At 44.9% G+C, this 14,433-nt stretch carries 14 protein-coding genes; 4 read left to right on the plus strand and 10 right to left on the minus strand.

The genetic code is table 11. The features are described from left to right. Positions 1-122 precede the first annotated feature (122 nt). The 8 genes from MRK00_05080 to MRK00_05115 all read right to left on the minus strand — a co-directional run bounded on the left by MRK00_05080 (position 123) and on the right by MRK00_05115 (position 8,347). Positions 123-1,385, minus strand: a complete 1,263-nt coding sequence (locus tag MRK00_05080) for a methane monooxygenase/ammonia monooxygenase subunit B (GenBank protein MDR4516746.1) — start codon at positions 1,383-1,385, stop codon at positions 123-125. Continuing rightward, positions 1,385-2,209 (minus strand): methane monooxygenase/ammonia monooxygenase subunit A, encoded by an 825-nt coding sequence (locus MRK00_05085; GenBank protein MDR4516747.1) that lies wholly within the window; start codon positions 2,207-2,209, stop codon positions 1,385-1,387. Before MRK00_05085 ends, MRK00_05080 begins: the two co-directional genes overlap by 1 nt. 186 nt (positions 2,210-2,395) lie before the next feature. Continuing rightward, positions 2,396-3,202, minus strand: coding sequence for a methane monooxygenase/ammonia monooxygenase subunit C (locus tag MRK00_05090; GenBank protein MDR4516748.1), 807 nt, complete (start codon positions 3,200-3,202; stop codon positions 2,396-2,398). A gap of 354 nt (positions 3,203-3,556) precedes the next feature. Then, positions 3,557-3,958 (minus strand): response regulator, encoded by a 402-nt coding sequence (locus tag MRK00_05095; GenBank protein ID MDR4516749.1) that lies wholly within the window; start codon positions 3,956-3,958, stop codon positions 3,557-3,559. 65 nt (positions 3,959-4,023) lie between these two features. Beyond that, positions 4,024-5,481, minus strand: coding sequence for a TrkH family potassium uptake protein (locus tag MRK00_05100; GenBank protein MDR4516750.1), 1,458 nt, complete (start codon positions 5,479-5,481; stop codon positions 4,024-4,026). A gap of 15 nt (positions 5,482-5,496) precedes the next feature. Beyond that, positions 5,497-6,933: a Trk system potassium transporter TrkA gene (gene trkA / locus MRK00_05105; GenBank protein MDR4516751.1), complete on the minus strand. Its 1,437-nt coding sequence runs from the start codon at positions 6,931-6,933 to the stop codon at positions 5,497-5,499. Positions 6,934-6,992: 59 nt separating this feature from the next. Next, positions 6,993-7,787 carry an inositol monophosphatase family protein gene (locus MRK00_05110; protein ID MDR4516752.1) on the minus strand — a complete coding sequence of 265 codons (795 nt, stop codon included), beginning with the start codon at positions 7,785-7,787 and terminating at the stop codon, positions 6,993-6,995. 2 nt (positions 7,788-7,789) lie between these two features. After that, complete coding sequence (locus MRK00_05115; GenBank protein MDR4516753.1) at positions 7,790-8,347, minus strand: thioredoxin family protein; 558 nt, start codon at positions 8,345-8,347, stop codon at positions 7,790-7,792. Between the two features lie 188 nt (positions 8,348-8,535). Here MRK00_05115 and MRK00_05120 point away from each other — a divergent pair, with 188 nt between their 5' ends. From MRK00_05120 to MRK00_05135, 4 genes are all read left to right on the plus strand, one after another. Continuing rightward, a complete protein-coding gene (locus MRK00_05120; GenBank protein MDR4516754.1) occupies positions 8,536-9,279 on the plus strand; it encodes a 16S rRNA (uracil(1498)-N(3))-methyltransferase in 744 nt (247 codons plus the stop codon). Between the two features lie 86 nt (positions 9,280-9,365). Then, positions 9,366-10,712, plus strand: coding sequence for an amino-acid N-acetyltransferase (gene argA / locus MRK00_05125; protein MDR4516755.1), 1,347 nt, complete (start codon positions 9,366-9,368; stop codon positions 10,710-10,712). A gap of 73 nt (positions 10,713-10,785) precedes the next feature. Then, on the plus strand, positions 10,786-11,058 hold the full coding sequence (locus MRK00_05130) for an oxidative damage protection protein (protein ID MDR4516756.1): 273 nt from the start codon (positions 10,786-10,788) through the stop codon (positions 11,056-11,058). Between the two features lie 16 nt (positions 11,059-11,074). Next, positions 11,075-11,698 (plus strand): CYTH domain-containing protein, encoded by a 624-nt coding sequence (locus MRK00_05135; GenBank protein MDR4516757.1) that lies wholly within the window; start codon positions 11,075-11,077, stop codon positions 11,696-11,698. 83 nt (positions 11,699-11,781) lie between these two features. Here MRK00_05135 and fba read toward each other — a convergent pair whose 3' ends face one another. Both fba and pyk read right to left on the minus strand, forming a co-directional pair. Beyond that, positions 11,782-12,846 (minus strand): fructose-bisphosphate aldolase class II, encoded by a 1,065-nt coding sequence (gene fba / locus MRK00_05140; GenBank protein MDR4516758.1) that lies wholly within the window; start codon positions 12,844-12,846, stop codon positions 11,782-11,784. A 106-nt stretch (positions 12,847-12,952) separates the two neighbouring features. Further along, complete coding sequence (gene pyk / locus MRK00_05145; protein ID MDR4516759.1) at positions 12,953-14,419, minus strand: pyruvate kinase; 1,467 nt, start codon at positions 14,417-14,419, stop codon at positions 12,953-12,955. Between the last annotated feature and the right edge of the window lie 14 nt (positions 14,420-14,433).

Raw genomic sequence — 14,433 nt, forward strand, 5'->3', positions numbered from 1 at the left:
CTCTTTCCCTGCATTGTTAATGCGGTGCCCTGAGTCTTCTTGTGCTCTTCTTCTTAATAAAAAAGCCGGTACACCGGCTGTCTTGCGACAGTGGTGTACCGGCGTTGTTGCTTGTCTACTTTTTAGAGTCTCGTAAAGACCGGGATTACCGCTCCAGCAATACTGTTGATGTAACGGTTGCCTTCTTCATCCCATGTCATCAACAATCCACCAAAACGACTTTCCGGATCACCCAACAAAGCCATCAAACGCTGCACTTCCCACAATGCGTCTTTAGCTTCCAGTTTGACTTCACGGGTCTCGCCTGGCTCAATCGCTGCGTCATTATCCAATGTCAAGCCTGTTGCAACCAGCTCTCTCGGATAATCAGGATCAAGATGCTCACGGCCCAGCGCGTTTACAAAACGTACACCCGCTGTCGTGAACTCACCAATGTTGATCGCTGTATCACCATTGTTGGTAACGTCCATGGTAATACGTAATGCACGCCCTGGTACGTCATAGTTAGCATGCGTTATTCTGATCGCTACCGGGTTTGGCTCAATCGGCAGTGGATCTATCTTGGACTCACCAGCCTGAATCGGAATCGTATATGGATAGGTGCTTTCCGTATAACGATAACCACCCCATACCAACGTACAGGTCAGTATCGCTACCGCCCACGCTACCTTACGATCCATTGGATCCAACAACAGGTCATCACCATACGCCAATAATACACGGCTACGTGGCAAAAACATCGGACGTGCTACATAATAGCCAATCCAGAATATGCCCAGACCCGTCCATACAAGATGCCAGAATATACCATTGGCAAAGTTGAAGGTCTCTGTATCAATAGTATCGCCTGTCAGTGTCTTGATAGGGTTGGTAAAGTCATCCCAGTTGCCTGTGATGTTCATCCACGATGCAGGCCCTGCAATCGGTCCTGCGTCTTTTACGTTAACCATCGCGTGCATATGATGACGGCCAGGTATACGCGCTTTCAGCTTGACTTCAAATTCATAGTCACGACCAATAACCAACGGCCCTGATATGAACATCGGTTCGCCATTCAGCTTGGTGCTCAAACGAACAAATACCGGACTCGGACTACCAACGTTGAAGAACGCACGCTCCGGCTTGCCAACCGCACGGGGCCAGTCTTCCGCCAGGTGAAACTTTCCTGACATGGTCGCAATGTCGTTCACCTTGGTGACCTTAGGCTCCCATCTCATGTCGTACCATTGGATGGAACGCATACGCAAAAATGGCTCCTGTGAACGTTCACCATGCGCCGCTACCGGTGTCACGTCTACCGCTACTGTCAACGCCAGTGTCGCGGCTCCTATCGCTGCGCCATACAATCCCATGACGCCAAGCTTAAAGATGTTCTTTATTTTCATTATTTGATCCTCTCTGCAAATCCTGCTTCACCATATGCCGTAACGTCCATCTTCATTGAAATACGGCCTCTTTCGCCTTTAACATAGTAAAACGCGGTGCAATAGATTTTGCCAAAGTACCACCATACACAGAACATCAGCATGGATACAAAGGCCGAGAAGAACGCCGCAATCACCGTGGTGTGTCCACCAAATGTCCTCAGTGACCCTTGTTCAATCAATCGAACATATTCCGGTGTACCTGTACGTACATACAAGAATCCCGTGTAGTCAGCTACTGAAAGCAATACGCCTTCTACAACCACCGGTAAGTGGGTTGGACCAAATATCGGCCAGTTGCCAGGATAAAAGAACAATCCCCAGAATCCGCCACCAATCAATGCTGTAACCAACCAGTTTCCTGTCAACAACAAGATCGTGTCAAGCATCAATGCGCCTGGTATCATTGTCGATGGCAATACAAAGTTGATCGGATAGTGTGACCACCAGTAAAAACCCCAGTAACGCGTCAGCCATTCACCTATTAACAGGCAAACAATACATAAGGTCGCACCATACGGTAAACGGTAGTTTACCCACAGATAGTACATCAATGCCGCACAATACATAACGCCTACAATCGGTGTCACTACCGGCCACCACTGACGGTCTTTCCAATCCAACCAGAAATCCCAGTCACCTGCCAATAGCATAAAGTGCATGTGGAATGTACCTACCAAAAGTATACACAGAATTGGAAAATACACCGCATCAATGTATCTGGACATCCTAACCGCTTCCGGCGGCATCTTCGCCGCCGCTATAATTTCGTCTGTTCTGCTCACTAGACTCTCCCTTCGTTTGTTTCGTGTGATATTAATTTAATAACATGACGATTCCTTCACTGCCTTTCACTACATCTCCTCGAGATTTCTCAGAATGCATTATTATTACTCCCTTTATCTGCATCCCGTAGCCTCACAGAGCATCGCCCAGGCTTCTCGCTTGGGCGATGTATAGTCTAGCTTAGATTAAGGAACAATCCGGTTGTTTAGAATTTCTTTGCTTTGACCATTCCAGATCACGTCTGTCAGGTTAGAGTAACGGGTCACAATCTGTGCCGCGATACCACCTGAGAACAAACCTGCCCAGCCCAGAATCACAAAACCCCAGTGCAATGGCGCGCTAAACAGCTCTTCCATGAACCAGAATGCATGACCCCACTCGTTCAATCCAACGTTCGGCAGAATCATCAACGGACCAGCAATCGCCATAACCAGCGGGAATGATGTGCCACGGCTATACAGTGGCAAACGGGTCATCGCGTACAGGTATGCCGCTACACCACATACAATGTACATCGGGAATGAACCATAGAACACAACTACGTGACTTGGCGTGAAACTCGTGTCACGAATAATCACCTGATGCCAGGATGCATCTTGCTCGGTGAAGAAGCTGCCGCCCCAGTAAACACCAAACAGATAGACACCCAACCACATCATCCAGTAAAAATAACGCTTAACTTCAAGCTTTGGATCCAGGTTGTCCAGTTGCTCCTTGGTGTCACGGGTCTTCAGAATCCAGCCCCAGGTTACCAACGCAAACAATGGCATCAGGGTCATGTGTACACGCCACAAGCCCATCCATACACGGTCAAATTCCGGCTCCATTGAGTCCATACCATGTGAATACGCAAATGTACGCTGATACCAAATCCAGAATATCGCTACCGCCAGCATAATGCCCATGCCCAGCTTGTAGTACTTGGAGTCGTACCACAATGACATGTCATAGTCAGCACTCGCTGCTCTACTCGTTCCCATCGTTGTTGCCATCTTTATTCCTCCTTACTTTCGTATTAATTATTACTACTACTTCTCTCTTGTCCTTAATACTAATTAATTAGTACTGCTCTTTAATACTGCTCTTTTTAACAGCTCAGTTGCGCTTCTTCATACTCGCTCCTGCTACTGTAAACCAAAGGCTAGTCGACCTTACACTATAAAGTCAAGTCATTTGTCATAAAATCTCCACGGGGTCCGTGAGGGTTTTTTAAGATGAAATACGTTTTATTTCTAATAATCATTGATTTATATCAAACAATAATTTTTGCATTATTTTTATGAGGTTGGTCCAATTTGAACAGAAAAATGGCTCTATTAAAAATATAAATGCGTTTAAATTACAGTTCAAGTGTTGCTGATTTGTAACGCATGTTTTTCGATTGCATTAAGCAACTCATCTTTGGTAAATGGCTTAGTTAAATATTCGCTTGAACCAACCATACGACCTCTCGCCTTATCAAACAGTCCATTTTTGCTAGATAACATAATGACAGGCGTTGCATGAAAGCGCGTGTTTTTTTTAATTAATTGGCATGCCTGATAGCCATCAAGCCGCGGCATCACAACATCAACAAATATAATATCCGGTTGATTATCTACAACTTTTGCTAATGCATCAAATCCGTCTACTGCTAAAATAATCTCACACCCGGTGTTACTCAAAAAAATTTCTGCACTTCTTCGTATGGTGCTACTATCATCCACTACGAGTACTTTAATACCATTCAACCTTTTAAGATCACCCACCTGATGCTCCTTCAGCTAAATTTATAACAGTATAAACCCATACCCTTACATTACTTATACATCAATTATTTTCTCCAAAAAGCGGGGGTAAAAACGACAAGCAATGTAAAAAATTCGAGCCGTCCCAACAGCATTGCAAAACTACACACCCATGTTTGAAAATCCGTCAATGACGCATAGGTTGATGCTGGGCCAATCGCACCCAACCCAGGACCCAGATTATTGATGCAAGCCACAGCTGCCGAGAAAGCTGTCATTTCATCCAACCCGCTCAACGTTAAAATCAATGTCATTATTACAATACTGACGGAGTAAATGAAAATAAATACCAATACCGCAAAAACAATGCGGTTAGATATAACTGTTTTACCCAACTTTGCTGGTGTTATCGCGTTTGGATGCATCATCGTTATCAATTCACGATACACTTGATGGTAGACAATTCTTGCACGCATCATTTTGATTCCACCGCCAGTAGAACCGGAAGAAGTACAGAATGCAGACAGAAACAACATATACAGCGGAATGAAGATAGGCCATACGCTGTAATCCGTACTGCTGTAGCCTGTTGTAGTCGCAACCGAAATAATATTAAAACTCGCATAACGCAAAGCAACGAATAGATCCGCATAAACTTCCAGAAACCACAAATATAGCGCAAATACGAAACAACTAAAGAGGACAATAAACAAAAACCACCCGACCTCAGGGTCAATGCGATAAGCGCTGAAGCTTTTGGCACGCCAAGCCAGAAAATGGGTCGCAAAGTTTATCCCGGCTATCAGCATGAAAACCATGGCTACAAACTCAATCGAAGGAGAATTCCAATAACCAAAGCTCGCATCATGCGATGAAAACCCGCCCAAACCCAATGTCGTAAAAGCATGCATGAGCGCATCAAACCAGTCCATACCGGCCCACCGATAGGCAATCATGCAAGCCAATGTCAGACACGTATAAATCAACCACAATCCCTTTGCAGTCTCTGCAATGCGCGGTGTTAATTTACTTTCCTTCATCGGTCCCGGTGTTTCGGCTTTATAGATTTGCCGTCCACCCACACCAAGCAAAGGCAAAATTGCGACGGCAAGGACAATAAGTCCCATTCCACCCAGCCAGACGATTTCACCCCGCCACAAATTGATTGAAAGCGGCAAATCATCCAGACCTGTCAACACTGTTCCACCCGTCGCAGTTAATCCAGAAACCGCTTCGAAATATGCCATGCTCAAGCTCAACTCGGGCAAATAAAATAAAAATGGCAGCATGGCAAACGCAGGCAGAACGGACCATACCAGCACAACCAACAGGAATCCATCCCGCGTTTGCAATTCGCGCTTAAAACGCGATGTAATAAACCATAAGATTAAGCCGCTAGCTAATGTAAACAGAATGGATTCTTCAAACACCCAAGCTGCACCATCATCAATCAAAAGGGCTAAACCAAGCGGTATAAGCATTGTCAGCCCAAATACCACAATCATTTTTCCCAGTACATTGACAACAGCAAGAAGACGGCCCATAAGTTCAACAAATCACTATATAAAACCGACTTTTACCTGGAACAACTTTTCCACTTCCCGAATTATTTTTCTGTTAACGACAAACAGAATGACATGATCCTCAGATTCAATCACTGTATCATGATGCGCGATGATAACCTTGGCATGAACAATGGCACTCGCCTGTTCGTTGGATGCCTTTTCATAAACACCGCTTATCACAGGCAGACCGCGCACAATGGCACCTATCGTTGCGCCTTTAGGGAGTTCGATATCCTCTATTTTTCTACCCACAACATTAGACGAACGCGCATCTCCGTGCGCCACCAGTTCGAGTGCTTCAGCCGCTCCCCGCCGTAAGCTATGCACGGCAACCACATCGCCCTGCCGTACATAGGCCAGCAACGAACCAATTGTCACCTGTGCAGGCGAAATTGCAATATCAATACCGCCACTTTGCACCAAATCAACATAGGCGCGTCGATTAATCAACGCGATTACCTTTCGTGCGCCCATGCGTTTGGCGAGTAACGCCGCCATAATGTTGTTTTCATCATCGTTTGTAAGCGCACAAAACATATCCATTTCGGCGATACTTTCGCTTTCAAGCAATTTTTCATCTGTCGCATCGCCATTCAACACCAATGTTTTATGCAATTCTGCAGCAAGACGTTCACTGGCCTTATAGTTCCGCTCGATGATTCTGACTTGATAATCTTTTTCCAATGTTTCACCCAAGCGCCTACCGATCTTGCCACCACCGGCAATCATTACCCGTTTTACCGCTTTATCCATTTTGCGCAGTTCACGCATCACAGCACGAATGTTTTCAGCTGCGGCAATAAAAAAGACCTCATCTTCGGCCTCAATAATGGTGTCGCCCTCAGGAATAATTGGGCGATTTTTTCTGAAAATTGCTGCTACGCGTGTATCCACATTAGGCATATGCTTGCGAAGTTCCTGCAACTGCTGTCCTACAAGAAGTCCACCGAATAGGGCCCGCACGGCCACCAGGCTAACTTTTCCTTCCGCAAAATCGAGCACCTGGAGCGCCTCTGGAAATTCAATCAAATTTTCAATGTATTCAGTCAGTATTTGCTCTGGACATATTGCAAAATCGACACAAAAATTAGCCGTCGAAAATATTTCAGAGTGTGTCAAATATTCTGACGAACGGATGCGTGCTATCTTGGTCGGGGTATTGAACATTGAAGCAGCAAGCTTGCATGATACAAGATTGGTTTCATCATGTGCTGTTACAGCAAGAATCATGTCAGCATCTTCAGCGCCAGCACTAACCAATACAGAAGGATGCGAAGCATTGCCGACCACGGTACGCAAATCCAGACGATCCTGTAACAATGCCAACCGTTCGGGATCGATATCTACCATAGTGATATCATTGGCTTCACTGACAAGACGCTCAGCCACTGTCGAACCCACCTGGCCTGCACCAAGAATGATAATTTTCAAATCAATTTCCCTACACTGATTGCTGCATGACGCTATAGATCACGGTGTAAAACTGGGTTTTATTTATGTTCCCGCACCCATTCACGCCACTGCATGAACAAATCCGCATTCAATGCTGCAATGACTGAGCGTTTCCAGGGTGAACCCGTCCAATAATCGTCATACTCGAAACCCGACATATGCCCACCTGCCTCCTCGAGTATCAGACTACCCGCAGCATAGTCCCATGGTTTTTGTCCGCCATGTAGATAGATATCAAAATAACCCGCTGCGGTATAACACCATTCCAGTGCACAGGCACCGTAATTTCGTTGAGAGGCATAGGGTGGATTCGCAGCAACTTCCACAGCCAGTTTTTTATGCAGCCTTTTTAAATCTACATTGGCTATCGCACCTGACAATACAGTAATATGCTGTTTTATAGGAAGCGGTTTTTCGTTTAGAAATGCACCGCGCCCTTTCTCAGCATAAAACATCTCATCTGAAACCGGATTATATACAACGCCTAATACACTTTTGCCTTGTACCATCCAGGCAACCGAGATCGCGAAATACGGCAATCCGTTGAGGAAATTAGACGTACCGTCGATAGGATCGACACTCCACAAACCATCCACATTTCCAGTCATTCCTTTCTGCCATTGCACTTCTTGCTCTTCCAGCGACATCTCTTCACCCATGAAAGCGCCAGAGCGGACTGTCTGTAACGCTTGCAGCAAAATTTCTTGTGCAGCAATATCTGCTTCTGTGAAACTGCTGCCATCTGATTTTACTTTTCGCGCAACCTGCATATAGCGCGGCATCACTTCTTCTTGGGCGACCCTTCTGACAACTGCAATAACTTCATTTAACACTTTTACTCTGAACGCCACTTAATGGAGCAACCAATGCTGGGTATCTGGTCCTCTGGACCTTGGTCAGTCTTGGCAACCTGCCGCATGCCTTCAAACAAATCACGGCGCACATCAGGCGCCGCCGCTTCCTTACGCGAAGCATCCAGACGGCCACGATATTGAAGTTCAAGTTGACTATTGAAACCGAAAAAATCCGGTGTGCACACAGCGCCATATGCTTTGGCGACACCCTGTGTTTCATCCCAGACATATGGAAAAGGATAATTTAATTCCGTGGCAACACGAGACATATTCTCAAACGAATCCTCAGGATATTCAGCAGGATCATTTGACATAATTGCTATGGCATTAATTCCATATTGCTTCAATTCATTGATATCACGAATGAGCCTATCCTGTATTGCTTTTACATAGGGACAGTGATTGCAGATAAACATCACCAATAGTCCATTTTCTCCTTTAGCCGAAGTCAAATTATGGCGTTTTCCATCGACACCCAACAAATCAAAATCTATCGCTTTCCAACCAAAGTCACAAACAGGCGTTTCCAAGCTTGCCATATCCAAATATCTCCCTACTTAATGCTATTATAGATTCAAAAACGTCAATCCATTTTCTACCGGTGGTCTTAGTCATCCTGCATTATCTGCACAGACAACTCACTGCACAGTAATTTTTCATGACTGAACATGTTATATTAACATGACTCGCACTATTGATTACGCTACTTACCCGTCTAACACTGCATATGCCGCCACGTTTCTTTCATCATGACGATATTTATGTCGGGCAATGTATTGAATTAGAAATTACCAGCGCACACCATGCTGTTCGTGTTTTGCGAATCAAAGCAGGCGACTCAATCGTCCTGTTTAACGGAAAAGGTGGTGAATATTCTGCACATATAGAAAGTATCCGAAAAACAACCACCAAGGTCATTATTGATCAATTTAACGCCGTTGAGCGGGAATCGCCACTTGACATAGATCTTGTTCAAGCCATATGCGTTAACGAAAAAATGGATCTGATTATACAAAAATCTGTAGAATTGGGCGTTACTAGCATTCAGCCCATTTCGACAACACGAAGCATTGTCCGTCTTTCAAAAGAGCGCGCTACAAAAAGACTACAACACTGGAATCGCGTTGTTATCTCGGCGTGCGAACAATGCGGCAGAAACTTTATACCGATAGTCTTTCCTCTGATTTCATTAACAGACTGGATAATTAACAACAAAACCAATAGTTCAAACCATTTACGCTATATGCTCTCTACAACCGGCAATGAAAGTCTAAAAAATCTGACTGACCCTGTACCAACCCAGTATTTTACTGTAGTTGTCGGCCCGGAAGGCGGTTTGACTTCAGAAGAAGAAATAATTTTGCAACAGGCAGATTTTCAACCTTTACGTATCGGAAAGCGCATATTAAGAACAGAAACAGCCGCACTGTCGACAATCGCGGCATTGCAAATGAGATGGGGAGATTTTTAAATCTATCTCATGATCAATACCTGCTGGATTAAGATAAGCAAATCAATTTAAACTTGTAACGGATAGCCTCAAAAATTTTTCTAACAATGAATTCAACTGCGGATTTTGTCGCCTGGTTTCGCTCCGTCGCCCCTTATATAAATACATTCAGAGGAAAAGTCTTTGTTATTGGCATAAGTGGTGAAATGGTCACAGATGATAATTTCGTCAGCTTTGTCCATGATATAAATTTACTGGCCAGTCTGGGAGTGAAGCTGGTATTGGTATATGGCGCACGTCCGCAAATACTTCAGCGGCTCAACGAGAATCAACTCGAAATAAAGTTCGCATTGGGTAATCACATTACCGACACCGCATCGCTACAGTGTGTCAAAGAAGCCATTGGACGCATTCATATTGAGATTGAAGCACAGTTATCCATGGGTTTACCGAATTCTCCGATGGCAAATGCAGCGATACATGTCGCCAGCGGCAATTTCGTCACCGCCTGCCCCTTTGGCATTATAAATGGCGTTGATTTTATGCATACCGGCAAAGTGCGCAAAATCAACGCCCACGCTATTCAACTTTGCCTGGATCAAGGTGATGTTGTTCTAATGCCGCCACTGGGATTCTCGCCTACCGGTGAAATTTTTAACCTGACTATGGAACATGTGGCAACTGAAGTCGCCATTGCGCTGAATGCTGAAAAACTTATTTTTCTGCTGGATTCATTGGATGACAACAGCACTTCGCCCAACAAACAGAAAATTCTTCCACGTGAATTAACCGTTGCACAAAGCAAATCACTGCTGAGGCAGCAAGTAGAAAATACTCCAGTTGGCCTTTCCGAAGAAATTCAAATATTGCTTTCTTGCGCGATAAAAGCCTGTGAAACCAAAATCTCTCGCACGCATCTGATCAGCCGCCATACAGATGGCGCCATTTTAAAGGAATTGTTTACGCATTACGGTTTTGGCTGCATGATTTCCCGTGAAACACTGGAATCGCTTCGAAAAGCCCAAATTGAAGATGTGGGCACCATTCTACAACTGATAGAACCCCTTGAGACTGAAGGCATATTGGTCAGAAGGAATCGCGAATTACTGGAAATCGAGATTGACCGCTTTATTGTATTTGAACATGACAACATGATTATCGGCTGCGCCGCGCTTTATCCTTTTTCTCAAGAGCGCGTCAGTGAATTAGCCTGTCTGGCTGTACACCCATCTTATCGTAACCAAGGCTATGGAAATCGATTATTGAAGACGATTGAAGATATTACCGTCTCCCAGGGCAATAACAAGCTATTTGTATTGACCACACATGCAACGCATTGGTTTATCGAACATGGCTTTACCGAAACCTCATTGGCCGAATTACCCAAACTCAAAAAAGATTTATATAATTACAAGCGCAAATCAAAAGTATTTATGAAAACACTCAAACTCTGATTTGGATACCGTGATATTTACTCGAGCGCTTTGATTCTTCATAATTATAACTTTTTATTCCAAGGCATCTTCTATGGCGAGAACTGTTAAATGCATCAAACTTGGGCACGAAGCTGAAGGACTGGATTTTAAGCCCTATCCAGGCGAACTGGGTCAACGAATTTTTGAACAGATTTCAAAACAAGCCTGGAATGAATGGATCGAGCTTCAGACCATGTTGATCAATGAAAACCGGCTAAATCTATCCGATAACAAAGCACGCCACTATCTTGCCGAACAAATGGAAGCACATTTTTTTGGTCAGGGCGCCGAGCAACCCGAAGGGTATGTATCACCCGAAAACTAAAATAATTTAAAAGTGCGTGTCCACTGAAGTCGAACTCAAACTACGGTTTTCGCCGCAGTTTTCTGCCAGCATAAAACAGCTGCAATTGTTGAAAGATTTCAGTATCAGCAAACCAGTCAGTCAAAAACTGTATAGCATTTATTTCGATTCATCAGATTTTATACTGCAGAAACAACGTATTGCGTTACGTGTGCGAAAAGCAGGCGGTTTATGGATTCAAACAATCAAAAGTGGCGGCACAATTCAAGACGGACTTCATCAGCATAACGAATGGGAATATCCAATTGCTGATGACAATCCCGATTTTTCACAAATACCTGATCAAGGCATAAAAAACTTCTTTGCTGACAGGAGACTTCGTCGTTCACTGCGCCCCATATTCATTACTGACTTTAATCGTATCACCCATTTACTCGAACCCGAACAGGGTTTTAGACTCGAGTTTTGCATTGATGAGGGAAAAATTGTGGCCAATCAACGCATACTACCGATCTGCGAAATAGAACTTGAATTAAAATCCGGGAACACGGCCCAATTGTTTCAGTTTGCTGAAATGTTACAAAGAAGCTGCGCTTTCCCATTGACCCGGGAAAATACCAACAAAGCCATGCGCGGATATGCACTCTTGGTTGGGCAATAATTTGTCTTGATGACTACAAGCACGAAGAATCTGGCACTCAAACCACAATTCTCCGTACTTGAAATTATTAGTTATCGCTCGCGCTATTTAATGACTGGATCTAGTTCACCTTTTGCATAGCGAGACGCCATATCGTCCAGTTGAATCGGTCTGATTTTGCTTGCTTGACCAGCACAACCAAAGGCTTCAAAACGCGCTTTACAAATATCTTTTGCTGCAACGGTCGCTTCCTTGAGGAATTTACGCGGATCAAAATTGCTTTTGTCCTGATTCATATGGCGACGAATCGCACCCGTCATTGCCAAGCGAATGTCCGTATCGATATTGACTTTACGCACACCATTCTTGATACCTTCCCGGATTTCTTCAACCGGAACCCCATAGGTTTCTTTCATCTCACCGCCATACTGCCGAATAATGTCCAGCCATTCCTGCGGCACTGAGCTGGAACCATGCATCACTAAATGCGTATTCGGTATACGTTGGTGAATTTCCCGAATACGGTCAATGGCCAGAATATCACCTGTCGGCTTGCGCGTAAATTTATAAGCACCATGCGATGTACCAATTGCGATCGCCAGAGCATCGACACCGGTTTTCTTAACAAAATCAGCCGCTTCTTCCGGATCGGTCAACAGTTGATCATGCGACAGCTTGCCTTCAGCGCCATGACCATCTTCAGCCTCACCCATGCCGGATTCCAGGGAACCCAGACAGCCCAATTCTCCTTCAACCGAAACACCTACCGAATGTGCGATACTCACGACTTCAGAGGTAACATTGACATTATATTCGTAAGATGAAGGTGTTTTAGCATCGGCTTCAAGAGATCCATCCATCATGACACTTGAAAAACCACTGCGGATCGCATTCACACAGACCGCTGGCGATGCGCCATGGTCCTGATGCATTACGATCGGAATATGTGGATACGCTTCTACAGCAGCCGCAATCAGATGACGCAAAAACGCTTCGCCTGCATATTTTCTAGCACCGGCTGAACCCTGCATGATCACCGGACTGTCGCATTCATCTGCCGCCTGCATAATGGCATGGATTTGCTCCAGATTGTTTACATTGAATGCTGGCAGACCATAATCGTTTTCTGCCGCATGATCCAAAAGTTGTCTTAATGATACAAGTGCCATTTATCTCTCCTTCATTAGATTTATCGAAATTTTGATTTTATAGAATGCCAAATATTCTCTGTATTTTTACGGACAATAAATCCGTCTTACGTGGACTTGAATGCCATTATGCATTTTCTGCTGCAATATCATCTTCTTTTTTTATACATTCGCCCACTCTGATAATTTTCATCGTATTGGTGCCACCTGCTTTCCCTATCGGCTCGCCTATCGTCATGACCATAATGTCCCCATTCCGTACAATCCCCCGATTAAGCAGTTCGTCCTCTGCACGTTCTAGAATAATTTCAGGATCATTGATCTCATGACCAAACTCGACAGGATAGACACCCCTGAACAGGGTGACCTTACGCCGAGTACTCTCGTTTGGACTTAGCGCCACTATCGGTACTTTTGAACTTCTACGCGACATAAGCAATGCTGTCTCACCACTTTGCGTTAGCGCAGCAATGGCACGAATTTGCAGCCCACTGGCAGTAAACATGGTTGCTCTGGCAATGGCTTCCTCGATGGAAGCGGGGTGATTAGTCGGTTGTCGCCGTCTATCTCCGGTAACCAGATATTCCTTTTCCGCTTCAAGGCAAACCCTTGCCATCGCCGCAACTGATTCTACAGGATATTCGCCTGCTGCTGATTCAGCCGATAGCATGACGGCATCTGTTCCGTCCAATACCGCATTGGCCACATCCGATACTTCTGCACGCGTCGGAATCGGACTGGTAATCATCGATTCCATCATTTGTGTTGCGGTCACGACCAGTTTGTTGTTGTTCCGTGCATTTCGAATCATTTTCTTTTGTAAAGCAGGCACTGCCGCATCGCCCACTTCAACCGCCAGATCCCCCCTTGCAACCATTATCGCATCGGACGCCTCCAGAATATCCTCCAATGCAAGAATCGCCTCTGTACGTTCAATTTTTGCCATGACAAGACTTTTTCCGCCTGCGGCCAGCATCATCTCACGCGCTTGCCTGATATCGTCACCTGATCGAACGAAAGAAACCGCCAAATAATCCGCATTCATTTCGGCTGCAATTTTAATATCTTCTATGTCCTTTGCAGTCAAAGCCGGGGCGCCCAATCCACCCCCTTTGCGATTGATTCCCTTATTATTCGACAATACACCACCTTGCTCTACAACACAGATGATCTCATTGTTTTTTACCATGGACACATTCAATACAATACGACCGTCATCCAGCATGAGTGTCGCACCCGGCTCTACATCATTGGGCAGCTCCTTGTAATCCAGACCCACTCTTTCCTGATTACCCAATTCACAGGTTGCATCGAGTATAAATGTGTCCCCGATTTCAAGCTTGATTTTGCCACCCTCAAATTTTCCAATACGTATTTTTGGACCTTGCAAATCGGCCAAAACACCGACAGTTTGTCCGAGCGAATGCGCAATTGATCGCGTCATCTCGGCATGGTGTAAATGCTGCTCACGCGTTCCATGTGAAAAATTAATCCGCACCACGTCCACCCCTGCGCGTATCATTCGCTCTAGTACACTCGGATTGGTACAACTTGCTGGGCCGAGTGTAGCGACAATTTTCGTTCGTCGGATCATTTCTATTTTGATAA

The sequence above is a fragment of the Nitrosomonas sp. genome, from assembly GCA_031316255.1.
Lineage (GTDB): Bacteria > Pseudomonadota > Gammaproteobacteria > Burkholderiales > Nitrosomonadaceae > Nitrosomonas.

Coding starts and splice junctions, on each gene's coding strand:
- MRK00_05080 (MDR4516746.1), bottom strand. CDS start 1,385: ATGAAAATAAAGAACATCTTTAAGCTTGGCGTCATGGGATTGTATGGC.
- MRK00_05090 (MDR4516748.1), bottom strand. CDS start 3,202: ATGGCAACAACGATGGGAACGAGTAGAGCAGCGAGTGCTGACTATGAC.
- MRK00_05100 (MDR4516750.1), bottom strand. CDS start 5,481: ATGGGCCGTCTTCTTGCTGTTGTCAATGTACTGGGAAAAATGATTGTG.
- MRK00_05115 (MDR4516753.1), bottom strand. CDS start 8,347: ATGGCAAGCTTGGAAACGCCTGTTTGTGACTTTGGTTGGAAAGCGATA.
- MRK00_05120 (MDR4516754.1), top strand. CDS start 8,536: ATGCCGCCACGTTTCTTTCATCATGACGATATTTATGTCGGGCAATGT.
- argA (MDR4516755.1), top strand. CDS start 9,366: ATGAATTCAACTGCGGATTTTGTCGCCTGGTTTCGCTCCGTCGCCCCT.
- MRK00_05130 (MDR4516756.1), top strand. CDS start 10,786: ATGGCGAGAACTGTTAAATGCATCAAACTTGGGCACGAAGCTGAAGGA.
- fba (MDR4516758.1), bottom strand. CDS start 12,846: ATGGCACTTGTATCATTAAGACAACTTTTGGATCATGCGGCAGAAAAC.
- pyk (MDR4516759.1), bottom strand. CDS start 14,419: ATGATCCGACGAACGAAAATTGTCGCTACACTCGGCCCAGCAAGTTGT.